The 22,596-nt window shown below is 70.1% G+C and carries 20 protein-coding genes and 2 tRNA genes; 7 read left to right on the top strand and 15 right to left on the bottom strand.

Annotation, left to right across the window (positions count from 1 at the left end):
- The first annotated feature begins 101 nt into the window (after nt 1-101).
- Both GWK25_RS34140 and GWK25_RS34145 read left to right on the top strand, forming a co-directional pair.
- Entirely contained in the window at nt 102-1,499 is a 1,398-nt protein-coding gene (locus GWK25_RS34140) for a cytochrome b/b6 domain-containing protein (protein ID WP_251829158.1), read from the top strand.
- Nucleotides 1,496-3,112, top strand: coding sequence for an NADH-quinone oxidoreductase subunit NuoF family protein (locus tag GWK25_RS34145; RefSeq protein ID WP_215455403.1), 1,617 nt, complete (start codon nt 1,496-1,498; stop codon nt 3,110-3,112). Before GWK25_RS34140 ends, GWK25_RS34145 begins: the two co-directional genes overlap by 4 nt.
- Before the next feature lie 117 nt (nt 3,113-3,229).
- Here GWK25_RS34145 and GWK25_RS34150 read toward each other — a convergent pair.
- From GWK25_RS34150 to GWK25_RS34190, 9 genes are all read right to left on the bottom strand, one after another.
- Nucleotides 3,230-3,302 (bottom strand) — tRNA-Ala (locus GWK25_RS34150).
- Nucleotides 3,303-3,545: 243 nt separating this feature from the next.
- Entirely contained in the window at nt 3,546-3,779 is a 234-nt protein-coding gene (locus GWK25_RS34155; protein WP_005479297.1) for a hypothetical protein, read from the bottom strand.
- Between the two features lie 399 nt (nt 3,780-4,178).
- Nucleotides 4,179-4,251 (bottom strand) — tRNA-Ala (locus GWK25_RS34160).
- Nucleotides 4,252-4,383: 132 nt separating this feature from the next.
- The gene (locus tag GWK25_RS34165; protein WP_215455404.1) at nt 4,384-5,052 is read right to left on the bottom strand and encodes a histidine phosphatase family protein; all 669 of its coding nucleotides are present in this window, start codon (nt 5,050-5,052) and stop codon (nt 4,384-4,386) included.
- Complete coding sequence (gene rsfS / locus GWK25_RS34170; protein ID WP_215455405.1) at nt 5,049-5,495, bottom strand: ribosome silencing factor; 447 nt, start codon at nt 5,493-5,495, stop codon at nt 5,049-5,051. The genes GWK25_RS34165 and rsfS overlap by 4 nt, the downstream gene beginning before the upstream one ends.
- Nucleotides 5,496-5,646: 151 nt before the next feature.
- Nucleotides 5,647-7,446 (bottom strand): LCP family protein, encoded by a 1,800-nt coding sequence (locus GWK25_RS34175; protein WP_215455406.1) that lies wholly within the window; start codon nt 7,444-7,446, stop codon nt 5,647-5,649.
- Nucleotides 7,447-7,462: 16 nt separating this feature from the next.
- Nucleotides 7,463-8,173 (bottom strand): nicotinate-nucleotide adenylyltransferase, encoded by a 711-nt coding sequence (gene nadD, locus GWK25_RS34180; protein ID WP_251829159.1) that lies wholly within the window; start codon nt 8,171-8,173, stop codon nt 7,463-7,465.
- 58 nt (nt 8,174-8,231) lie between these two features.
- A complete protein-coding gene (locus GWK25_RS34185; protein WP_045557516.1) occupies nt 8,232-8,399 on the bottom strand; it encodes a hypothetical protein in 168 nt (55 codons plus the stop codon).
- A 176-nt stretch (nt 8,400-8,575) separates the two neighbouring features.
- A complete protein-coding gene (locus tag GWK25_RS34190; RefSeq protein ID WP_184894148.1) occupies nt 8,576-8,746 on the bottom strand; it encodes a hypothetical protein in 171 nt (56 codons plus the stop codon).
- 98 nt (nt 8,747-8,844) lie between these two features.
- Here GWK25_RS34190 and GWK25_RS34195 point away from each other — a divergent pair, with 98 nt between their 5' ends.
- Nucleotides 8,845-9,921, top strand: a complete 1,077-nt coding sequence (locus tag GWK25_RS34195; protein WP_215455407.1) for a M48 family metallopeptidase — start codon at nt 8,845-8,847, stop codon at nt 9,919-9,921.
- 139 nt (nt 9,922-10,060) lie between these two features.
- Here GWK25_RS34195 and GWK25_RS34200 read toward each other — a convergent pair whose 3' ends face one another.
- From GWK25_RS34200 to GWK25_RS44375, 4 genes are all read right to left on the bottom strand, one after another.
- The gene (locus GWK25_RS34200) at nt 10,061-11,131 is read right to left on the bottom strand and encodes a hypothetical protein (protein ID WP_215455408.1); all 1,071 of its coding nucleotides are present in this window, start codon (nt 11,129-11,131) and stop codon (nt 10,061-10,063) included.
- Between the two features lie 122 nt (nt 11,132-11,253).
- The gene (locus GWK25_RS34205; RefSeq protein WP_215455409.1) at nt 11,254-11,856 is read right to left on the bottom strand and encodes a hypothetical protein; all 603 of its coding nucleotides are present in this window, start codon (nt 11,854-11,856) and stop codon (nt 11,254-11,256) included.
- Between the two features lie 120 nt (nt 11,857-11,976).
- Nucleotides 11,977-13,263 carry a glutamate-5-semialdehyde dehydrogenase gene (locus tag GWK25_RS34210; RefSeq protein ID WP_215455410.1) on the bottom strand — a complete coding sequence of 429 codons (1,287 nt, stop codon included), beginning with the start codon at nt 13,261-13,263 and terminating at the stop codon, nt 11,977-11,979.
- A gap of 331 nt (nt 13,264-13,594) precedes the next feature.
- Nucleotides 13,595-13,726 (bottom strand): hypothetical protein, encoded by a 132-nt coding sequence (locus tag GWK25_RS44375; RefSeq protein WP_286014568.1) that lies wholly within the window; start codon nt 13,724-13,726, stop codon nt 13,595-13,597.
- A gap of 646 nt (nt 13,727-14,372) precedes the next feature.
- Between GWK25_RS44375 and GWK25_RS34215 the strand changes: the two genes are divergently transcribed.
- Nucleotides 14,373-14,546 carry a hypothetical protein gene (locus tag GWK25_RS34215; RefSeq protein ID WP_215455411.1) on the top strand — a complete coding sequence of 58 codons (174 nt, stop codon included), beginning with the start codon at nt 14,373-14,375 and terminating at the stop codon, nt 14,544-14,546.
- A gap of 22 nt (nt 14,547-14,568) precedes the next feature.
- Nucleotides 14,569-16,014, top strand: a complete 1,446-nt coding sequence (locus GWK25_RS34220; protein WP_215455412.1) for a family 43 glycosylhydrolase — start codon at nt 14,569-14,571, stop codon at nt 16,012-16,014.
- Between the two features lie 323 nt (nt 16,015-16,337).
- On the opposite strand, the gene GWK25_RS34225 is transcribed toward GWK25_RS34220, so the two are convergent.
- A complete protein-coding gene (locus tag GWK25_RS34225) occupies nt 16,338-17,834 on the bottom strand; it encodes an alpha/beta hydrolase (RefSeq protein ID WP_215455413.1) in 1,497 nt (498 codons plus the stop codon).
- 612 nt (nt 17,835-18,446) lie between these two features.
- The gene (locus GWK25_RS34230; protein ID WP_308404382.1) at nt 18,447-19,727 is read right to left on the bottom strand and encodes an MFS transporter; all 1,281 of its coding nucleotides are present in this window, start codon (nt 19,725-19,727) and stop codon (nt 18,447-18,449) included.
- Between the two features lie 646 nt (nt 19,728-20,373).
- Here GWK25_RS34230 and GWK25_RS34235 point away from each other — a divergent pair.
- Both GWK25_RS34235 and GWK25_RS34240 read left to right on the top strand, forming a co-directional pair.
- Nucleotides 20,374-21,720: an NAD(P)/FAD-dependent oxidoreductase gene (locus GWK25_RS34235; protein ID WP_215455414.1), complete on the top strand. Its 1,347-nt coding sequence runs from the start codon at nt 20,374-20,376 to the stop codon at nt 21,718-21,720.
- Nucleotides 21,717-22,595 (top strand): SDR family NAD(P)-dependent oxidoreductase, encoded by an 879-nt coding sequence (locus GWK25_RS34240; protein ID WP_215455415.1) that lies wholly within the window; start codon nt 21,717-21,719, stop codon nt 22,593-22,595. The genes GWK25_RS34235 and GWK25_RS34240 overlap by 4 nt, the downstream gene beginning before the upstream one ends.
- Nucleotide 22,596: the final 1 nt, after the last annotated feature.

Genomic DNA, 22,596 nt, shown 5'->3' on the forward strand with positions numbered 1-22,596 from the left:
TTGATAACAGCGCAATAACTCAAACCTCGTACCGCCCGGTATTGGCACCACTTACAGTTCGACGACGGGACCGCTTTCCCGAACTGTTCGGAGTTGCCCCCATGAACCCTCGTCGCAGTAACAGCTCGCTGCCCCAGACAGGCCGCTCGGCCTATGGGATAGCCACGGCTGCCGCTCTGCTGCTGATACCCGTAAGTGTGCTGGTCGGAGGTGACGCGTATCGGGAGTTCCTCGACTTCGGCGCGGGCGTTCTCTCACTCGTCTCGCTGACGTGCTCGGTGCTCTGGGGGCTCGTCGCCCAGGACCGGACCCTGCTCACGGTCCGTCAGCGGATCATCGGCCAAGCCGTCCACCGGACGACCGCCATCGCGTCGGTCGCGTTCCTCGTGCTGCATGTGTCGGTCAAGCTGGCGCTGAACCACGTCTCCGCGTTCGCCCTGTTCCCCTTCGCCCTCGGCGTGACGGGATCGGGAGCGCTGATCGGCTTCGGCGCGACCGCAGGCTCCCTGATGATCTTCGTCGCGATCACCGGCGCGCTCCGCAGCAACTTCGCCTCCCCGGCGCCGGTCGCGGCACGCTGGCGCGCGATGCACATGATGGCCTACCCAGCCTGGTGTTTCGCGCTCGTGCACGGACTCTACGCGGGTCGCGAAGCCAAGCCGATCTTCGTGATCCTCTACTCCGCGGGCCTCATCGCCGTCGCCGCCGCCCTGCTGCTGCGCGCCGCGCCGCGCGAGGTCAAGCGCCAGGTGGTCGAGCGTGTCGCCGCCCTCCTGGGCACCGACGGCCAGCGGCCCCCCGAGGTCGACGAACTCGTGAAGTCCCGTTCGGCGCTGCAGGGCATGGACGAGACCGGCGGACGCCGGGAGGGCGGCCGGCGCGAGCAGATGCGGGACACCGGCCAGTTCCCGCTCCCCGGCTTCGGCGGCGGACAGGGCAACCCCCCGCTCGGCGACCCGCTGGTGCCCCCGCAGCGCGGGGCGGCCGCTTCCGCCGACAGCGGCCCCGGTTTCGCGGCCGCGTACCGCGCGGTGTCGATGACCCCGCGCGCCCAGGAGCCCACGGCCCCCTATCTCACCCAGCAGCAGCCGCCGCTGGACATGCAGCCCACGCAGGCCATGCCCCGCATGGACGACGGTTCGACCACGGGCAGCACCCGCTGGCCGGCCCCGTCCCCGCCGCCGGTCGGCGAGGCGCCCCCGTCCTCGTACGACCCGATGCAGGACACCTTCGCCGGGCAGCCGCTGGGCGGGCAGTCGTACCAGGGCCAGGCGTACCCGGGCCAGACCTACCAGGGCGAGACGTACAACACGGGGGCCAATCCCGTGGTCTCCGAAACTTCCTACGGAACGGCTGAGACGAACGCCCCCTACGGCACGTACAACCCGAACGACACGTACAACAGCGGTCCCGCCACTGAAACGCTGTCCGGCTACGACGACTACAACCAGCCGGGCTCCGGCGAACCCTGGAACGCGCCTTCCGGAGGCTTTAAGTGAACGAGGCCCTTCCCGACGTCCCCGAAGTCCGAGTGGTGGGTCTCCCCCAGCTCACCTCGGGCTTCGACCTCGTCGAGAGACTCGACCTCCCCATGCACCTGAAGGTGCACGGTCCGCTCGAACCGATGGGCGGCGAGCAACTCGCCCAGCTGTCCGAGCGGATCAACCTGAAGGGCAGGGGCGGCGCGGGCTTCCCGTTCCACAAGAAACTGCGCTCGGTCGCCGAGTCGGCGATCAAGCGTGGCATCCGGCCCGTCGTGGTCGTCAACGGCAGCGAGGACGAACCCGCCTGCCGCAAGGACACGGTGCTGATCAACCGTGCCCCGCACCTCATCCTCGACGGCGCCCTGCTGGTCGCGGAGGCCCTCGGCGCCCGCCAGCTCGTCATCGGGGTGACACGTGAATCCACTCAGCGTTCGATGGAGGCCGCCCTCTCCGAGCGCGGGCTGAGCAACCGCCGCGGCGCCGCCATCCGCGCGAGCGTGCAGCGCAACCCGGTCCGCATGGTCACCGGCGCCGCCGGCTCGCTGATCCGCTCCATCGACGGTGGGCCGCCCATCCCGCCCGGCCGCAAGACCAGCGCGTCCAAGAGCGGTGTCGGCGGCGCGCCGACACTGCTCTCCAACGCCGAGACGTTCGCCCAGCTCGCCATCGGCGCCCGCATCGGCTCCGAGCGGTACGGCAACACCGGCCTGTACGACGAGCCGGGCACCGTCATGCTCACCGTCTCCGGCGCGGTCGCCCGCCCCATGGTGATCGAGGCGCCCACCGGTGTGCCGCTGCGCTACATCCTTCAGCTCGCCGGCGCGCCGCCCGTCCCGCAGGGCGTGCTGACCGGCGGCTACCACGGCAAGTGGATCGACGCGGCGACGGTCAACGAGGCGGTCGTCTCGCGCAACTCGCTGGACGCGGTGGGCGGTGCGCTCGGCGCGGGCGCGATCCTGCCCATCAGCCAGGAGACCTGCCCGCTCGGCGAGTCGCTGCAGGTCGCCAAGTGGCTCGCCGAGGAGAGCGCCGGCCAGTGCGGCCCCTGCTACCTCGGACTGCCGGCCGCGGCGCGCGGTATGGAGGACATCCTCAACGGCGGCGGTCCGGCCGCCCTGGAGGCCCTCAAGCAGGTCGCGAAGAACGTCAAGCGGCGTGGCGCCTGCTCGCACCCGGACGGCTCCGCGATGTTCCTGGAATCGACCATCAAGGCGTTCACGGACGACCTCGCCGCGCATGTTCTCGGCAACGGCTGCGGTCGTCCCGTCGAGGGCGTGCTGCCCCTCTTCGAGGGCGGCAGGATGCCCACCGGCATCCCGGGCGGCTCCGGCGAGGAGGAGAGCGGCGCGAGCCGCCAGAAGATCTTCGTCGACTGGACGCTCTGCCGGGGCCACGGCCTGTGCGCCGACATCCTCCCGGAGGTCTTCCAGCTCGGTGCCGACGGCTTCCCCACCGTCGCCCAGGCCAAGGTCCCGCAGTACGCCGAGGCGAAGGCGCTGCGCGCGGTGCGCCGCTGCCCCGCGCTCGCCCTGCGCATCGAGGAGGACAACCGTCCTTCCGCCCCCTCCCGCAACCTCCCGGTCCTCTCCCAGGGCCGCGGCCGCCGGGCCCTGGGCAGCGGTCGCTGACGCACGGACGCACATGTGGAAGGGCGGGCCACACCCGAGTGGGGTGGCCCGCCCTTCCACATGTGCGTCGTCGCCAACAACGCGAAGACCCCGTCCACTTGGACGGGGTCTTTTCTGTGGAGCTAAGGAGAATTGAACTCCTGACCTCCTGCATGCCATGCAGGCGCTCTACCAACTGAGCTATAGCCCCTTGCGGTGTTGTCCGCCGGGTTTCCCTGGCGACGACGCCAACATTACCGGTCTCCCACGCACACCACCAAATCGTTTCCGTCGGCCGCGAACCATGGGTGGATCAGCACCCATTTGTCGGATTTCCAAGAGGTCGCCGTCCAGCCGCTGTTCACTCACTCCCCCGACGGCCGTCACGAGGCCGCTGGGGCGTCCGTGGCGGCCCGGGACGGACGACGGTCAGGGAGGGGCGCCGAGTTGACGCTCAGGCCGTCACGAACGAGTAGAAGCGTTTGAGCGTGCAGTGCTCTTCGAGGAGCCGGCCGTAGATCGGCTCGCCCTCCAGCTCGCGGTACGTCTCGATCGGGTCGCCTTTTATGATCAGCGCCCGGGCGCATTCCTCGCACCAGTACTGGTAGTCGGCGTTGACGGGCTCCATGTCGCGGACGATGGGGGTGCCGCTGCCGCACCAGTCGCACTTCCTCCTGTGTGCACCCATCGATCAGCTCCAGCTGTGGCCGCAGGCCGTGCACACGTAGGAGATCCCTCCGTTGTCACCGAGGACTTGGGCAACGTGGAGCGAGCCGCAGGAAGGGCAGAGGAGGGTGGTCTTGCTCCGCATCACCACCGCTGCGGGAAGGTCGTGGACCCTCCCGCGGATGCTCGCAGGCATCGCTTCTCCCTCCCGTCGGGCCGCGCCCCCTTCCGGCCGTTTGATTCTGCCACGGCCGGACCAATACGGTCAGCGACGCCTTCGTACCAGTCCCAGCACGGAGCGGGAAAGAAGGCCGTCCGCAGAGGTATACGCCTCCGGGGCCGCACCTGCTCAAGAAGGGACGCAGGTCACACACGAAAAATCCCGCTCCCTCGCGGGAACGGGATCTTCTGTACCAATCTGTGGAGCTAAGGAGAATTGAACTCCTGACCTCCTGCATGCCATGCAGGCGCTCTACCAACTGAGCTATAGCCCCTCGCACCACACGGACGGTGGTCGCTCGGTGTTTCGCCCCGCTCGGCGGGGCGAACAAGAAGAACTCTAGCCTGCGACCAGCCGGAAAGTGAAATCCGGGTCCCGAGCGGTGTGACCAGGCCTCTTACGGGGCTCAGTCGTCGTCGCCGAGCACCGGCTCGGGGAGCGTGCCGGCGTTGTGCTCCAGCAGCCGCCAGCCGCGGGCGCCCTCGCCGAGGACGGACCAGCAGCAGTTGGAGAGGCCGCCGAGGCTCTCCCAGTGACGGGGCTCCAGACCGAGCAGGCGTCCGATGGTGGTGCGGATGGTGCCGCCGTGGCTGACCACCACCAGGGTGCCGTTCTCCGGGAGCTTGTCGGCGTGCCGGAGCACCACGGGGGCCGCGCGGTCGGCGACCTCGGTCTCCAGCTCGCCGCCGCCCCTGCGGACCGGCTCGCCCCGCTTCCACGCGGCGTACTCCTCACCGTGCCGGGCGATGATCTCGTCGTGCGTGAGGCCCTGCCAGACACCGGCGTAGGTCTCGCGCAGGCTCTCGTCGTGGCTGACCTCCAGCCCGGTGAGCGCGGCCAGCTCGGCGGCCGTGTTCGCGGCGCGCATGAGATCGGAGGCGACGATCGCGTCGGGCTTGAGGGAGGCCAGCAGCCTGGCGGCGCGACGGGCCTGGCCGAGGCCGGTCTCGGTCAGCTCGACGTCCGTGGTGCCCTGGAAGCGGCGCTCCACGTTCCACGAGGTCTGGCCGTGCCGCCACAGGATGATGCGGCGGCCCCGGCCCTTGCGATCCGCGGAGTCGATGCCGGCCGTCACCGCAGGTCCCCGCCCAGCTCGGCCTCTTCCTCCGCGGCCCGCAGCTTGGCGTGCTCCTCGCCCTTGCCGCGGGTGGCCTTGGCGTCGGCGGGCAGCTCCAGCTCGGGGCAGTCCTTCCAGAGCCGCTCCAGGGCGTAGAAGACCCGCTCCTCGCTGTGCTGGACGTGCACGACGATGTCGACGTAGTCGAGCAGCACCCAGCGGGCCTCGCGGTCCCCCTCGCGGCGGACGGGCTTGGCGCCCAGCTCCTTGTTCAGCCGCTCCTCGATCTCGTCGACGATGGACTTGACCTGACGGTCGTTGGGCGCGGAGGCGAGCAGGAAGGCGTCCGTGATGGACAGCACGTCGCTGACGTCGTACGCGATGACGTCGTGCGCGAGCTTGTCGGCGGCCGCCTGCGCGGCGGTGTGGAGGAGCTCCAGGGAACGGTCGGTGGCGGTCACTGCACGGCTTTCGGTCGTCGGTCAGGAACCCTCGCGGGCTACTGCAAGGATCTCACGCCCCACCGACACCGCCCCACGGGTTGACGGATCAGGCCCCGGAGCAGCGCCGGCACGGCGGCTCCGGGGCCTGCTGACGGCCGCGCGCGGTCGGTCAGCCGGTGGTGCCGGTCGTCCCCGTGCCGGTGGCCCCGGTCGCGCCGGTCGTTCCCGTCGTCCCTGTCGTGCCGGTCGTGTCGGTCGTCTCGTAGTCCTGGCCGAGGACGACGGAGACATCGGCGTTGGACGTGGTCTCGCCCTTCTTGACGGCGCCGGTCGGCAGGCCGAGGGTCTTGGCGACCTCGATGGCGTCCTGCTTGCGTGCCGCGTCGGAGTAGGTGACCCGGGAGGTCGCCTGGGCGGTGGCGGTGGCGCCGGCGTCGAGGAACGTGAAGCCGCCGTTGAGGACGACCACGCGGGCCTGCTCGGTGGCGTCCTTCTCACCGGTGGCGTTGCGGATGCCGACCCGGACCGCGTCCCCGGCGTCGGGGCTCTTCGCGGCGCCGCCGAGCAGGTTCTTGACCACGCTGTCGGAGTCCTCGGCGCTGAGCGTGCCGTCCTGCTGGACGGGCAGCAGCTCGGTCTCGTAGTCGCCGCCCTTGGCGTGGTCGGCGAGCTTGGCCAGGAAGGTGCCGAGGTCCTTGTCGCTGAGCGAGGGGTCGAGGATCTGGGCCAGCGTCTGCACGGTGACGGTGGCGGCCTGGGCGTCGGAGGACAGCTTGCGCAGCACGCCCTGCATCACCTGGCCGAACCGCTTCAGCTGCGCGTCCTGCGACTCGCCGGAGGCCCGGTAGGCGGCGTAGGCGACGGCCATCTTGCCGCTGAGGGTCTGCGCCTTGCCCTTGGTGACGAGGGGGGCGGTGCCCTTCTTCTTCGCCTCGGGGTCGGGCACGGCCGTGTTCGTGTCGACGTCGATGTTGCCGACGAGGCCGACGAGGTTGTTCAGATAGGGGGTGTCGAGCCGCCAGGTGCCCTCGATGTCGGTGCCGAGGACGGTGTCGAGGGCGTCGCGGGTGCCGGAGGAGCCGTCGTCGTCGACGGACTTGGCAAGGGTGGTCGTGGTGCCGTCGTCGCCGGTGAGCGCGAGGGCGTTGGGGATCAGGACGGTGGCGCCCCGCTCGGTGGTGGTGTTGTTCACGAGCAGCGCCGTGGAGGTGCCGCCGCCCTTGGTGTCGTGCAGGTGGACGACGATCACGTCCCGCTTCTGGGCGGCCGCCGAGGTGGTGGTGCCGGTCCGCTCGTCCGAGGACGCGCCGGGCAGCATGCCCGCCCACCAGAGGTAGCCGACGCCGCCGACCGCGACCAGGGCGAGGACCACCACCAGGGCGACCATCCGGCTCTTGGCCCGCCGTTTGGCCTCCTCGCGGCGTTCGGTGCGGTTCTCGGTGAAGTTCAGCCAGTCGATGACGTCCTCGGAGTCACCGTCGGGTTCCTCGACGAAGGCGAACTGCTCGGTGCGGTACTCCCGTTCCCCGGAGCCGCTCTCCGGGGGGCCCTCGTCGGCGAGGTGCCCGCTCTCCCCGGCGGCCGTCGACGGTGCCGACTGCTGCGGGATGTAGGCGGTCTGCTCCGTGACGGGGGTCTGCAGGCCGGTGGCGGCCGTCTGCCCGTAGGGGTCGTACGGGTCGTAGCCGGGCACCGTCGCCTGGTGACCCGGGTCGTAGCCCGCGCCGCCCGTGCCGTACCCCTGCGGGTACTGCTGCTGGGTCTGGCCGTTCGCATACGGGTCGTAGCCGTAGCCCTGGCCATAGTCCTGCCCCTGGGGCTGCTGCGTCCCGTAGGGGTCGTACGCCTGTTGCTGAGGCACCTGCTGGGCGGGCGGCTGTCGGTACACCGGCTGCCCGTACTCGTCGTAGCCGACGAGTTCGTAACTCTGGTCGCCGCCCCCGTAGCCGGCGTCGTATCGGTCGTTCACCGGTGCCCCTCTCGGCTCACTCGCCGCGGTACAGCTGCCGCTTGTCGATGTAGCGCACGACGCCGTCCGGCACCAGGTACCAGACGGGGTCGCCCTTGGCGACTCTCGCACGACAGTCCGTGGAGGAGATGGCGAGCGCCGGGACCTCGACCAGGGAGACCCCGCCCGCGGGCAGGCCCGGGTCGGCCAGGGTGTGCCCCGGACGGGTGACCCCGATGAAGTGCGCGAGGGAGAACAGCTCCTCCGCGTCGCGCCAGGTGAGGATCTGGCCGAGCGCGTCGGCGCCGGTGATGAAGAACAGGTCCGACTCGGGGTTGAGCTCGTGCAGTTCGCGCAGCGTGTCGATCGTGTAGGTGAGACCCTTGCGATCGATGTCGATGCGGCTCACCGAGAAATGGGGGTTCTCGGCCGTGGCGATGACCGTCATCAGATAGCGGTCCTCGGCCGCCGAGACCGAGCGGTGGGACTTCTGCCAGGGCTGCCCGGTCGGCACGAAGACGACCTCGTCGAGACCGAACTGGGCGGCGACCTCCTGGGCCGCCACGAGGTGCCCGTGGTGGATGGGGTCGAACGTGCCGCCCATCACGCCGAGGCGGCGCCTACCGGGCTCCGACGGGCGGTTTCCCGGTGCGCCGGTGGCGCTGTCGGCCCGGCCGTCCGTCGTGTCGTTCGCCTGGTCCGCCGCCTTGTCGGGCTCCGGACCGGTAGGCATTTCCTGCTCTCCCATGCGTGGAGAGCCTACCGGCCCGGCAGGCGCACACCGTTCGAACGTCCTTTTGCGCGGATTAGCGATCGCGGTTGAAGCGGGTGGTGATCCACAGCAGCAGCATCAGGGCGACGAAGGCTCCGCCGCCGGTCAGGTAGGGGCTCAGGCTCTCGTGGTTGCCGCCGTGCTCCCCGCCGCCCTCGGCGGCGAGAGTGACCAAGTCGGCAGCGGTGCTGTGGAAGCTCATCGTCGGCGTGACCTATCCGGGTGTGGGATCGGGATGAAGACCCGCCCATCGTAAGCGGGGGGTCTGTCGGCGATCACGCCGACTCCGCCCAGGAGTGAACGGGGGCGCCGCCCGGCGCGTACTTCACCGACGAGCAACCGTTCACGCGCGCCGCACGTCCTTCCCGTCGGCGGGCGTCAGTCGTCCCGCTTGTAGCCACGCAGCAGGAACCACGCCATCAGGACGGAGCCCAGGACCATCACGATCAGCACCACACGCAGCAGATTGCCCGCTCCCTGTTCCTTCGCGGCGACGTCCGCGGCCTCGGTGAGCCAGGCGGACGCGGGCGGGTGCGGGAGATGTCCCATGGAGATCGCTCCTTACGGTTGATGCCCTGCCACGGTAACTCCGCCTAGGCTGGACCCCGCTTCGGGGGCAACATGGGCAAACAGAGCATGGGGGAAACATGCCGGACGACAGCCACGAGCAGAACGGGCACGAGAACGTGCCGAGCAGGCAGCGCAGGCGCTTCGAGGGGATCTCCTCCCGGGCGTACGAACACCCCGCGGACCGCTCGGCGCTGGTGGCGCTGCGCAAGCTCAGCGGCTTCGACACGGTGTTCAAGGCGCTCAGCGGTCTGCTGCCGGAGCGCAGCCTCAGGCTGCTGTTCCTGTCCGACTCCGTACGGGTCTCGGACCAGCAGTTCGCCCACCTCAACGACATGCTGCGGGACGCGTGCTACATCCTGGACCTGGAGAAGGTCCCGCCGATGTACGTGAACCAGGACCCGCAGCCGAACGCGATGTGCATCGGTCTGGACGAGCCGATCATCGTCGTCACCACCGGGCTCGTCGAGCTGCTCGACGAGGAGGAGATGCGGGCCGTCATCGGTCACGAGGTGGGCCACGCGCTCTCCGGCCACTCGGTGTACCGGACGATACTGCTGTTCCTGACGAGCCTCGCCCTGAAGGTCGCGTGGATCCCGCTGGGGAACCTCGCGATCATGGCGATCGTGACCGCACTGCGCGAGTGGTTCCGCAAGTCGGAGCTGTCCGCCGACCGCGCGGGCCTCCTGGTCGGCCAGGACGTCCAGGCCTCGATGCGCGGCCTGATGAAGATCGCGGGCGGCAACCACCTGCACGAGATGAACGTGGACGCGTTCCTCGCGCAGGCCGAGGAGTACGAGGCCGGGGGCGACCTGCGCGACTCCGTCCTGAAGATCCTCAACGTGCTGCCGCGCTCGCACCCCTTCACCACGGTCCGCGCGGCCGAGCTGAAGAAGTGGGCCGAGTCCCGTGACTTCCAGCGGATCATGGACGGGCACTACCCGCGGCGCAGCGAGGACAAGGACGCCTCGGTGACCGACTCCTTCCGCGAGTCCGCCTCGCACTACACGAGCAACGTGAAGAACTCCAAGGACCCGCTGATGAAGCTGGTCACCGACATCGCGGGCGGCGCGGGCGACCTCGGCAGCCGGGTCCGCCGCGGCTTCGGCGGCGGTGCGGCCACCGCGCAGGAGGACCGGCCGCGCGACGACGAGTAGTCCTTCGGCTGCGGGTGCGTGGGGCGTGGGCCGAAAAGCACGGGGCGCAGCCCCTGCTTTTCAGGGGCGCGGGGAACTGCGCGAGAAGCCCCACCCACCCGCACCCGACGCAGGCCGCGCGCCCCACGCACCCCCGGCCTCACACCTTCGGCTGCGCACTCCCCGCCAGGGTCCCGCACAGCGCCGTCGCGGCGCCCGTGCCGTACGGGTCGGTCCCTGCGGCCGGCCCGCCCGCCTTCGCCGTCTGCCCGGCCAGCAGCGGCCGCAGATGGTTGCTGGCGTCGTCGGCGCAGGCCAGCGGTCCGGCCTGGACGTAGGAGACGACGACCTCGACCTGGTGGGTGCGCAGGTCGTCCTGGTCGAAGCGGAAGTGCAGCTCCCGCCGGACGGTGAACAGCGAGGCCTCGGCGTCGGTCTCCCCGCCGGCCGGCCGCAGCGCGTACACGAGGGTGTGGGCGGCGACGACCTCCAGCGTGCCGGAGTCGAATTCGGCGGCCTGGAGAGTGCCCTGGACGCGGATCCGGCGGTCGGCGAGTTCCGCCCGGGAGGGGTCGAAGCGGACCAGCCAGCCCGTGGGAGCGTGACGCCCGTCCGCCGTCGGCTGATCGAAACTCTGCTCGAACTGGTCGAGCTGCTCGGAGTCGATCAGCCGACGCACGGGCTGGACGGTGCCGCCGCCGAGGACCTCCGGGTCGAGCGCGGAGGCCACCAGGTACTCCTTGGCGATGGTCAGCGCGGACACGACCTGACTGTCGGTGAAGTGCGCGGTACGTCGCGTGGCCGGCATCGTGATGCCCTCGGCGCCGATCCGGAACTGCGCGGCGGGACTGTGCGCGTACAGCGTCTCCGCGTTCTCCGCGCCGGGCACCGCGGACTGCGGGGACAGCGGGATCACGGTCATCCTGAGCGGTTCGGTGGGCTTGGCCGTCGGGGAGCGGGACGGGTGGCGGAGGCCCATGTAGATCGCGGTGCCGAAGGCGAGGGCGATCAGCAGGACGAGGACCAGCGCCTGCCGGGAGAGGCCGCGGCGCACGGGCGGGCGGCGGCGTACGGCCGGGGCGTGGTCGGAGAGGCGCTCGTGGGCGGAGAATTCCTGGAGGCGGGCAGCGCGGACGAACGATTCGTCGAAGACGACGGATCGGTATTCGTCCTCTCCACCGCCGGGGGCACCCTCGGGAGTCCCCTCAGGTGGGTTTCCTGGCCCGCCCATACTTGGAGAGTAGGTCTTACGGAGCCTCGATAAACGCCGTGGTACACGACAAGTTCTGACAGGTCCTCACCAGGTTCGCGCGGCGTCGCCCAGCGGCCGGGCCGGGACCGTACGGGGCCCGGTCAGGGCATGCGGGGGTCGGCGGAGACCGCCGGCCGGGAGTAGTCCGCGGAGGCGGAGGGCCCGGTCGGGGGGTTCTGTTCGACGCCGCTGGTGGCGGGCGGCAGGGTGTCGCCCCGGCCGGAGGAGGCGCCCCGGTAGACCGCGGTGAAGGCCAGCGCGACCATGCCGATGCCCATCACGAGGGCGAGGATCCAGGCGACGGGCCGGTGCCAGCGGGTCTGTTTGCCGTACGGCCGGCCGTAGGGCCCGCCGGGGCCGTAGCGGCCCTCCAGGATCTCGGTGTCGTCGTAGTCGTCCAGGTCGTCGTCGCGACCGTGGCCGAAACGGGGGCCGTCGGGGCCGAAGCCGTCGTCGTAACGGTCGTCGTCGCCGCGTACGCCTCTGCGGTGGGCCCGGCGGGCCTCGGCCTCCTGGGCGGCGGCCCGGGCCTCCGCCGCTGCGAGCAGACGTTCGACCGCGGTCGGCTCGTGGACCACGGCCGCCCGGATGAAGTCCTCGTCGAAGACCACGGAGGCGAACTCTTCGTCCATACCCCCGCGGTCGCGGTCGTCGTCGGGCTCCCAGCCGTCAGGGAACGGCGTGCCCCCCACGTCCTCCGGCACGGATCCAGAGTAGACCGGGGTGGTCAATTTGGGCAGACGGTAAGGAAATTCATCCGTTGGGCCGACCGGGCGCCAGGCTGTTCACAGGAACGGACCGGCGCCCCACGGGCCCGCCCGCGTCTAGCGTCGGACGTGTCCGTCACCAGTGACGATGTACTTCGTGCTGGTCAGCTCGGGCAGGCCCATCGGGCCGCGGGCGTGCAGCTTCTGCGTGGAGATGCCGATCTCGGCGCCGAATCCGAACTGACCGCCGTCGGTGAAGCGCGTCGAGGCGTTGACGGCGACCGTCGTGGAGTCGACCAGCTGGGTGAAGCGGCGGGCGGCCTGCTGGGAGGTCGTCACGATGGCCTCGGTGTGGCCGGAGCTCCACAGCCGGATGTGCTCCACGGCCCGGTCGAGCGAGTCGACCACGGCGGCGGCGATGTCGTACGACAGGTACTCGGTCTCCCAGTCCTCCGTGGTGGCCTCGACGACCGTGGCCTTGGAGTCCTTGGCGTAGGCCAGGACGCGGTCGTCGGCGTGGACGGTGACCCCGGCGTCGGCGAGCGCGTCGAGGGCGCGGGGCAGGAACTCGGGGGCGATGTCCTGGTGGACGAGGAGGGTCTCGGCGGCGTTGCAGACGCTGACGCGGTGGGCCTTGGAGTTGATCAGGATCTCGATCGCGGTGTCGAGGTCGGCGTTGGCGTCGACGTAGACGTGGCAGTTGCCGGTGCCGGTCTCGATCACCGGGACGGTGGACTCCTCGACGACCGTGCGGATCAGGGAGGCGCCGCCGCGCGGGATGAGCACGTCGACCAGGCCGCGGGCGCGCATCAGTTCCCGTACCGACTCGCGGCTCTCGCCGGGGACGAGCTGGACGGCGTCGGCGGGCAGCCCCGCGCCGCCGACGGCGTCCCGCAGGACCCGTACGAGGGCGGTGTTGGACTCGAAGGCGGAGGAGGAGCCGCGCAGCAGGACCGCGTTGCCGGACTTCAGGCACAGTGCCGCCGCGTCCACGGTCACGTTCGGGCGGGCCTCGTAGATGATGCCGACGACGCCGAGCGGGACACGGACCTGACGCAGGTCGATGCCGTTGGGGAGGGTGGAGCCGCGCACGACCTCGCCGACCGGGTCGGGCAGCGCGGCGACGTCGCGGACATCGGCGGCGATGGCTCGGATCCGCTCCGGGGTGAGCGTCAGCCGGTCGATGATCGCCTCGCTGGTGCCGGCCTGCCGGGCCTTGTCGATGTCCTTGGCATTGGCCTCGACGACGTCACTCGTACGGACTTCCAGCGCGTCGGCGACGGCGAGCAGCGCGTCGTCCTTGTCGGCGCGCGGGAGCGGCGCGAGGTCTGCGGCGGCGGCCTTGGCACGGTAGGCGGCCCGGGTGACCGGCGTCATGGAGTCGTACGGCGAGAGCGAGGTCATACAGGAAGGGTAGTCCGCCCGGCGGAGGCGCCCTTCGCATGTTCCACAGCGCGAGACACCCGCGCGGGGGACGCGCTCGCCGAGGGACGGGCCGGGCGGGACGGTCGGTGGACGGTCAGTACCAACAACCACCGACACATACAGCACCCCACAACAACCCACACAACACTGAACCCAGCACAACAACACGAACGAAAACACCCACAACCACCCCCAAACGCCACCGCCACCCAGACAATCAACACCACAACCCCGACCCAAACCCACAACCCCCCGAACAACCCAAGCCAGGAGCCCAGATGCTGGTGACGATCAGAAATCACCCTTGCCGCTACGAGACGAGTTCATAGAAGCCGCCGACGTGGGCGGCGAACAGCAAGCACACGGCGAAGCCGTCGAGGACGAGCACGTCGGGCCACAGGCTTTCGGCGGGGTCGAGGCAACGGTGACCTGGGCGGTCCACGACCCGGGTTCTCGGAGCGGATCCCAGGTCACGTCGACGCGTACTTCGTGGAAGTCGTGTGCAAGTCCCACCACCATGGCCGCCGCGGCGGCCCGTGCCTCGGCTGGGTCGGCGTTGACCGGGACGTCGGCGAGGCGCCCGCAGAGCATTCCGCCTTCCACGGTGAGGACACTGTGGTGCCAGCCTTCCGGCGTCGCGAGCAGGACGATGCCCTTCGGCATGCCGAAGGGAGGTCGCCTCTTCTTCTCCCGCTCTCGTCTCACCATGGAGCCATCCAACTTCGTCGGCTTCCGGACGGTTCAGGCGGGCGGAGCTTCAGGTGCCACGGCGGGGCTTGGTGCCGACTTTGTGGTGCGCGGAACGGCTGGACGCCTCGCCGGTGGCGAGGACCCGCCCGACGTCGTACGGCGGGATTCCCCTCGAAATACAACAGCAAGTGGTACATGCTGACCGCGGGCCACTGCACCACCGGCAACGGGGCCATTCACCGAGTCGCTCCTCGATAGGCGTGCGGCTTGTCGCGGCGCGTGGCTTGGGCGTGTGTGTGGCAGTAGCGGGTGTTCGGCGGCGTTCGGGATATCGGTTTCGTTCCGCCCATTGACGACGTCCCTGAGCCGCCTTTACGTTTCGTCCGCAGTTCCGCACATTGTTCGTAGTATCGAACGCGGTCGGCGTGATCCACCTCGGCGGTGACTACCCCCGTACCGTCAACGCCTCCACCGGCGAGGTCGTGGACGTCGCCAACCGTGTCCGACGCACGTCGGTGGAGCTGGCTCAGCACCAACTGTCGGCCGTGGCAGCTCGTCCCACGGCCGTCTGATCCCGAAGGGCCGCAACCGAACATGAGACATCTCGCCAGACGGGTTCTGGTGGCTGCGGCGGCCGCGCTCGCCGTGCTCACCTCCGTGACGACCCCCGCCCAGGCCGCCGCGCCCGCCTCCCCCGCCGTGGCCTTCACCAACCCGATCGCGCTCCAGCGGGCCGACCCGCACATCTTCAAGCACACGGACGGCTACTACTACTTCACCGCCACCGTCCCCGCCTACGACAAGATCGTGATGCGCCGGGCCACCACCCTCCAGGGCCTCGCCACGGCCCCGGAGACGACGATCTGGACCAAGCACGCCACCGGGGAGATGGGCGCCCACATCTGGGCCCCGGAGATCCACTTCATCGACGGCAAGTGGTACATCTACTTCACGGCCGGCTGGTCCAATGACATCTGGCGGATCCGCCCGTACGTCCTGGAGACCAGCGCCGCCAACCCGATCACCGGCACCTGGACCGAGAAGGGCAGGATCAGCCTGCCCATGGACACCTTCTCGCTGGACGCCACCACGTTCACGCACAACGGCACCCGTTACCTGAGCTGGGCCCAGGAGGACCCGGCGCTCGGCAAGGGCACGCAGATCTACCTGGCGAAGATGGCCAACCCGTGGACCATCGAGGGCACCCCGGCCATGATCTCCAAGCCCCAGTACGCCTGGGAGACCGTCGGCGCCCGCGTCAACGAGGGCCCGGCCTTCATCCAGAAGAACGGCAAGGTCTTCATGACCTTCTCGGCCAGCCGCACCGACGCCAACTACTGCCTCGGCCTGCTGACCGCCGACGCCACCGCCGACCTGATGAACCCGGCCTCCTGGAGCAAGACGCCCACGCCGGTCCTCAAGAGCAACGACAAGACCAGCCAGTACGGCCCCGGCCACAACACCTTCACGGTCTCCGAGGACGGCAAGTCGGACATCCTCGTCTACCACTCCCGTAACTACAGGGACATCGTCGGCGACCCGCTCAAGGACCCCAACCGCCGCACCCGCTTCCAGAAGATCTACTGGAACGCCGACGGCACGCCCAACTTCGGCATCCCTGTCGCCGACGGTGTCACCCCCGTCCGCTTCTCCTCGTACAACTACCCGGACAAGTACATCCGGCACTGGGAGTTCCGGGCCAGGACCGAGGCCAACGTCACCGAACTCGCCGACTCGCAGTTCCGCATCGTCCCCGGCCTGGCCGGCGACGGCACCGTCTCCCTCGAATCGGCCAACTTCCCCGGCTACTACCTGCGCCACAAGTTCAACGAGGTGTGGGTGGAGAAGGACGACGGCACCACCCTGTTCGACAAGGACGCCTCGTTCCACGAGCGGCCCGGCCTCGCCGACCCCGCGGCGGTGTCGTACGAGTCGTTCAACTTCCCCGGCCGGTACATCCGGCACTACAACCATCTGCTCTACACCCAGCCGGTGACCACCACGCTGGGCCAACAGGACGCCACCTTCTACAAGGAGTAGGACCGGCCGGACGCGACCCGGAAGGCCGCGACAGCGGACGAAAGCGGGACTGGACGCCCCCTCCAGTCCCGCTTCTCCCGTTCTCCCCCGTCGTGACCCCCTGTCCCCCGTGACCCCGTCGGTTCCCCCGTTTGTCGCGGCGGCGAACGACAGCGCGTCGAAGTGGCCCGAGCGCCTGATCTGAGCCTCCTGGTCTCGGCGTTCAGCGATCTGGTGGACTCGTCGGCGAGGAGAAGCTCGGACGGTCGGCGGAGGCCGCTGGGCGCGCACCTCCCCGGGACACCCTGCCCAGCAGGGACCAGCAGCGCATTGACGTCGCCGCCCTACGGTGTGGGGGCCTTGCAGGTCACGTCCTTCGCCGGCAGCTTGCCGGTGGTCAGGTAGGCCGTGGCCGTCTTGTCGGCGCACGTGAAGGAGCCGAAGACACCGTGTCCGACACCGCCGGCAACCGTGACCATCTTCGCCCCCTTCATGACACGGCGCAGGCCCCGGGCGCCGGCAAGCGGCGTCTGGGGATCCCACTCGTACTGCAGGATCAGCGCGCCGACCTTGTTGTCGACCCTGGTGGCGGGCTCACTGCCTTCCGTCTTCCAGAAGGCGCACGGCTTGATGCTGGACGTGAAGTCGCCGTACAGCGGGTAGGTGGCCTTGTCCCGGATCGCGTCACGGCGGTACTGCTCCGGATCACGCGCCCAGTCGCGCGTGTCGGCACAGGCGATGGACCAGAATGCAGCCCCATCGTTGTCCGAGGGAACGGCACGGCCGAACGACGGCGAAGCCTGCGGGGATGATGTCCTGAGGTCCTGGCCGGCGGACGGAGCGCTGCTCCCGGCTGTCTTCCTCACCTTGGCGATCCACTCGGCGGCGTCGCGCAGGTAGAAGAACCTCATGCGGCTCTCGGAGCGGATGTCGGCGCCGGTCAGTGAGGTGCCGTCGAAGTCGATCGGCTCGCGGTCGGCCCGGGCGACCAGGTCGTAGAACGTCTTGCGGACCGCCTCGGGCGTCTCACCCAGCTCGTACGTGGAGTTCCGCTCGGCGGTCCACTTCGTCCACCTGGTGAAGGCGGGCTCAGCGCCCTCCGCCCAGCCCTGCATGATGCCGCGCCAGACCCGGCCCGGGTCGGCGGCGCTGTCCAGCACGAAGCGGTCGGACCGCCTGGGGAACATCTGCGTGTAGACCGCACCGAGGTAGGTGCCGTACGAGATCCCGAGATAGGAGATCTTCTTCTCACCGAGCACGGCCCGGATCACGTCCATGTCCCGAGCCGTGTTGCGGGTGGTGATGTGCCGCAACTTGTCGCCCTGCTCGGCGTAGCACTTCTCGGCGACGGTCCGGGCCCACTTGACGTCCTTGGCGAACGTCTCGGCCTTGTAGGGCCGCTCCCGGTTCTGCTCCTTGGACGTCAGGCCGCAGCCGACGGGGGAGCTCTCAGCGACGCCCCGCGGGTCGAAGCTCACGAGATCGTACTTCCTCGTCACGGACTTCGGCATGATCTTCGCCATCTCCGCCGACAGGTCGAGGCCCTCAGTGCCCGGGCCGCCCGGGTTGAACAGGAGCACACCGCGGCGCTCCTTCTTGGTGCTCGTCTTCATCCTCGATATCGCGAGGTCGAGCTTCTTGCCGCCCGGGCGGCTGTAGTCGAGCGGAACCTTGATCCTGGCACACTGGTAGGCGGCAGGCAGCGTCTTGGCGCAACGGTGCCAGGACGGCTTCTGCCGGTGGTACTGGCCGAGGGGATCGTTGCCCGTGGCGGGCGCCGTGGTGGGGGCGAGCACGGGAACCAAGGTGCCGACGACACCGGCAGCCAGGAGGATGGCCATTCGACTTCTTCGCACAGGGACGGTCCTCGGGGTCAGGGTTCTCGTAAGCGCTGACCCTGCCGTGAAAAGGAGTTGAGCGCGTCCATCACATGGCCAGAGCTGCTCCGCCTTTGGATGGAGGGAGCTTCTCCACCCGTGGATGGAGGGGCCGGTGTGGCAGATGGGCCTTTCCTTGCGTCGCACAACCGCGACCCTTCTCACCACGTATTCCTCAACTGGTCCTGATGAGCTCGTGCACGGTAAGCGGCGAGACGTCGCAGTCATCAGGCTCGGCTGACAGCTCGGCCGCGGCGGCGGGCTGCAGGAGCCGGAGCAAAGCACAAGTTCGTCTTCGTCGACCGCCTGCCGGCCACCTTGGTGGGCCTGCGCCATGGTGCCGGGCATCCGCCTGTGCACTCTCGCCCAAGTCATCGAGCACCTGGGTGCTGGTAGCCCTCGTCGTCGGTGTTGTGCCTGGGCATGAGTCGGTATCCGCGGCGGGCAGCGGTGAGCCGGGCCCATGTCTCGCCCGTATCAGCAGTCACATGACGATCACCACATGGTCGATCGACAGAACCGAGTCGAGGCGCGGAGCGTCCGGGAACGGCCGGGAGGGCGGGCGAGAAAACGCGGTCAGGGCCTGCGACCTCCGTCCTCGGCCATGGGAGGACGTGGGCCGAGCCCGGGCGGCGGGTAGTCCACGCATGCAGCCGGCGGTGCCGTCGGGCGGAAGAAGCGCGCCGTGGCCACCAGGGCCACGGCGAGGGCAGCGGGTATCGCGTAGGCGATGCGGAAGTGGCCGGTAGCCCCCAGACCCCCGCTCGCGCCGGCTCCGACGAGCACGCCGACGTAGTTGAAGACGTTGAGTCGGGCCAGCACCGTCTCGGGGGCACCGGGGCGCAGCCGGCCGGCCGCGGCGACGCACAACGGGATCAGGGCGGCGACTCCGAGGCCCGCGCAGCATGCCGCGACAACCGCGTACGGCCAGCTCGGGGCCACCGCCAGACCGGCCAGGGCGACGGCTGTGAGCAGGGCCGCCGCGCGGACCACCGCCACCGGCCCGACCCTGCGCACCATGGCGTCGGCGCCCGCCCGGCCGGTCACCGTGCCCGCCTGGTAGGCCGCGTACGCGAGCGGCGCGGTGGCCATGGACGCGGCGAGCGTCTGGTGAAGGTAGGCCGTCGACCAGGCCGAGACCGCGGAGTCGACGACGTAGGCGACGAGCAGAACGACACCGAAGGGGACGAGCCGCGCCCACACCCGCCGCCCCGGGATCTCGTCGTCCGGCGCCGGTCGGTCGCTGGGCGAGGAGGGCACGGGCGTGAGGGCGTGGGGCCGGACGGTCAGCGCCAGGAGGGCCACGAGTACGGCGTGCGCGGTCAGGACGTACTGGACAGGCCAGCCCAGCCGGGAGGCGCCCGCCGTCAGCAGCGCGGCTGCCACGCCCGCGGCGCTCCAGGCGGCGTAGAAGGAGGAGAGGATGCTGCGCCCGTAGTGGCGTTCGACAGTGGCCGCGCGGGTGTTGACGGACACGTCGATGGCGCCCAGCGCCAGCCCGAAGAGGACGTAGGCCGCCGAGGCCGTGGCCGGGCCGGGTGCCCACGCCACGGACAGCAGGGTCGCGGCCGCGGTCAGCACCGCCGCGCGCATGACGGTGACCGGACCCGAGCGGCGTACGGCGGCCAGACCCGCGAAGCTGCCGGCGCCCGCAGCCAGGGTCAGGGCGATCGTGAGGGCGGTCATCGCCAGGGACGACAGCCCCAGACGGCTCGCCACGGCGGGCACGGTGGTGGACACGGCGGCCACCGCCACGCCCTGGGCGGCGAACACGGTGGCCGTGACCCGACGGGCTCCCGCGAGCGAGCCGCCGCTCGCGGACCGGGGCGGAGCCGTCGCTCCGACGGATACGTTCACGGGGAACCCTCTTCCTGTCACGGACCATGGATGGGCCGACGTGCGCGAATGGGAGCAACCGTAGAAATCCGGACCGACCCGCCGGAGGACACCGGCGGCCACATAGGGGGCCCTGGCGGCCGCAGTGGTCGGCCCGGGCCGGTAGTCGATGACTTCGGGGTCGAGAGCCCACGTCGGCTGGTGCCGAGGAGCCGACGGTTCGGGTGGCCGGGAGCCGATGGCACGGGTGCCGGGAGCCGATGGCACGGGTGCCGGAAGTCGACAGCCCAGGAGCCAGAGCGAAGGGCCCGGCCAAGGAACCGACGGCCGGGCGACCAGGAGCCAACAGCAACAGCCCAATTGCCAAGAGCGAGAGGCCCAGGTCAGGGACCAAGGGCGCGCGGCCGGAAACGGACGACCAGAGGCTGGGGCCGACAGCCCGGCACTCCGGCACCCCGGCAGTCACAAAGCGGACGGGCTGGGGGTGTCTCACCGGGCGGGTTCGCCGTCCGCCGGGGTGGCAGGGGCATCGGTCTGTGGCGCGCCGGGGCGGTCAGTGGGCTGGCCGCTGCGGCCCCCTTTGTGGCCGCACGGGCCAGTCCGCCGGTGCTTGCGTGCTGCCTAAGTTCCTCCCACGCCAATAGTGGCGACGAGAGGAGGTGGACTCGTGAAGGAGTCCGAATTCGACACGTGTGTCATCGGTGCCGGACCCGCGGGGCTGGCGGTTGCACGGGCGCTCGGTGAGCGAGGGCTTCCCTACACGCACATCGAGCGGCACACCGGTCCGGGCGGCCTGTGGGACATCGACAATCCGGGCAGTCCGATGTACGAGTCGGCCCATTTCGTCTCCAGCAAGACCCTCTCGGGCTACGGCGGCTGGCCGATGCCCGACCACTTCGCCGACTACCCGCCGCGGCGGCAGATCCTGTCGTATCTGACGTCGTTCGCCGACGCGTACGGGCTCTCGGAACGCATCGAGTTCGGCACCGCGGTGCGCAACGTGGCGAAGAACGCGGACGGCACCTGGACGGTCACCCGTGCCGACGGGCGCTCCAGTCGGCACGCGCAGGTGGTGGTCTGCACCGGCTCGCAGTGGCACCCCAACATCCCCGAGATCCCGGGTGACTTCAGCGGCGAGATCCGGCACACGGTCGGCTACCGCAGCAGCGACGAACTGCGCGGCAAGCGGGTTCTGGTGGTCGGCGCGGGCAACTCCGGCTGCGACATCGCCTGCGACGCGGCCCGTGCCGCCGACCATGCGGAGATCAGCATGCGCCGCGGTTACTGGTTCATCCCCAAGCACCTGTTCGGCAGGCCCGTGGACACCATAGAAGGTGTCGGTCCCCGGATGCCGAAGTGGCTGGAGCAGAGGCTGTTCGGCGCGCTCCTGCGGATCGTCAACGGCGATCCGACCCGCCTCGGCCTGCAGAAGCCGGACCACAAGCTCTTCGAGGCCCACCCCACGGTCAACTCGATGCTCCTGCACCACCTGCAGCACGGCGACATCACCGCGCGGCCGGGCGTCCTCCGCGCCGAGGGCCGCACCGTCCACTTCACCGACGGCAGCAGCAACGACTTCGACCTGATCCTGCTGGCGACCGGCTATGTGCACAAAGTGCCTGTCGCGCAGGCCTATTTCGGCGACGAGCAGCACCCCGACCTGTACTTGTCGTCGTTCTCCCGCGAGCACAAGGGGCTGTTCGGCGTCGGCTTCATCGAGACCAACTCCGGCGCCTACCAACTCTTCGACGCCCAGGCCCAGTTGATCGCCGGCTTCATCCAGGACACCCGCCGGGACCGGCCGAACGCCGCGCGGTTCGCCCGCATGATCCGCAGCGACCGCCCGGACCTGACCGGCGGTCTGCGGTTCGTGGACTCCCCGCGCCACACCGGCTACGTCGACAGCGCCGCGTACACCAAGTACCTGACCAAGGTCGCCGCGGCCATGGGCTGGCCCACCGAGGGACGCGCTCCGGCGGTGCCGGTGGTCCGCAGCAAGGAGACGGTGGTATGAGCGGCTACGACTACACCGGCAAGGTGATGCTGGTGACCGGCGGCGCGGGTGGCATCGGCAGCGCGCTGTGCCGGCGGTTCGCGAGCGGCGGCGCGGTGTGCGTCGTCGTCGACATCGACGGTGAGCGTGCGCGGCGGGTCGCGGACAGCCTGCCCGGCGCCGGTCACCTGGGCCTCGGCTGCGATCTGCTGGACCGGGCCGGGGTCGCGGACCTCTTCGAACAGGTCGTCGCCGCCTTCGGCCGCCTCGATGTGCTGGTCAACAACGTCGGTATGACCAGCACCGAGCGGTTCGACGTGCGCGCGGTGGAGACCATCGAGCGGGAGATCGACCTCAACATGACCTCCCCGCTGGTGGCCACCCGGCTGGCCGTTCCCCTGCTGAAGGCCTCCGCCGACCCCCGCGTCGTCACCACAGTGTCCCTCGCCGGCATCTTCCCTCAGGGGGAGACTCCGATCTACGCAGCGTCGAAGTTCGGGCTGCGCGGCGCGATGCTGTCCATCGCCCTCGATCTGGGTGCCAAGGGCATTCGCGTCGGCTCGGTGCTGCCGTCGGCCACCGACACCCCGATGCTGCGCCGGGAGGCCGTCGACGGCGGCAACTCCCTGCAGTTCCAGGACCCGCCCCAGCAACCGTCCGATGTCGTCGCCGCGGTGGTGAGCCTGCTCGACCGGCCGCGGCTCGAGGCGTATCCACGCGTCGGTGAATCGCTCCTGGTCCGCTTCTCCATGCTGGTGCCGAACCTTCTCCCCAGCCTTCTTCCGCTCTTCCGCAAGCGCGGTGAACGCGGCCTGGCCCGGTACTTGGAGGACCTGCGCCGCAGAGGACTGGCCCGGCAGGTCGACGGGCGCTGGGAACTCGTGAAGGAGGCATGAT

Source organism: Streptomyces sp. ATCC 21386 (assembly GCF_018728545.1).
Lineage (GTDB): Bacteria > Actinomycetota > Actinomycetes > Streptomycetales > Streptomycetaceae > Streptomyces.

Excerpts from the sequence above, each read along its gene's own strand:
- GWK25_RS34140 (WP_251829158.1), top strand. The coding sequence starts at position 102 with ATGAACCCTCGTCGCAGTAACAGCTCGCTGCCCCAGACAGGCCGCTCG.
- GWK25_RS34155 (WP_005479297.1), bottom strand. The coding sequence starts at position 3,779 with ATGGGTGCACACAGGAGGAAGTGCGACTGGTGCGGCAGCGGCACCCCC.
- nadD (WP_251829159.1), bottom strand. The coding sequence starts at position 8,173 with ATGGGAGAGCAGGAAATGCCTACCGGTCCGGAGCCCGACAAGGCGGCG.
- GWK25_RS34185 (WP_045557516.1), bottom strand. The coding sequence starts at position 8,399 with ATGAGCTTCCACAGCACCGCTGCCGACTTGGTCACTCTCGCCGCCGAG.
- GWK25_RS34190 (WP_184894148.1), bottom strand. The coding sequence starts at position 8,746 with ATGGGACATCTCCCGCACCCGCCCGCGTCCGCCTGGCTCACCGAGGCC.
- GWK25_RS34195 (WP_215455407.1), top strand. The coding sequence starts at position 8,845 with ATGCCGGACGACAGCCACGAGCAGAACGGGCACGAGAACGTGCCGAGC.
- GWK25_RS34200 (WP_215455408.1), bottom strand. The coding sequence starts at position 11,131 with ATGGGCGGGCCAGGAAACCCACCTGAGGGGACTCCCGAGGGTGCCCCC.
- GWK25_RS34210 (WP_215455410.1), bottom strand. The coding sequence starts at position 13,263 with ATGACCTCGCTCTCGCCGTACGACTCCATGACGCCGGTCACCCGGGCC.
- GWK25_RS34220 (WP_215455412.1), top strand. The coding sequence starts at position 14,569 with ATGAGACATCTCGCCAGACGGGTTCTGGTGGCTGCGGCGGCCGCGCTC.
- GWK25_RS34225 (WP_215455413.1), bottom strand. The coding sequence starts at position 17,834 with ATGGCCATCCTCCTGGCTGCCGGTGTCGTCGGCACCTTGGTTCCCGTG.
- GWK25_RS34240 (WP_215455415.1), top strand. The coding sequence starts at position 21,717 with ATGAGCGGCTACGACTACACCGGCAAGGTGATGCTGGTGACCGGCGGC.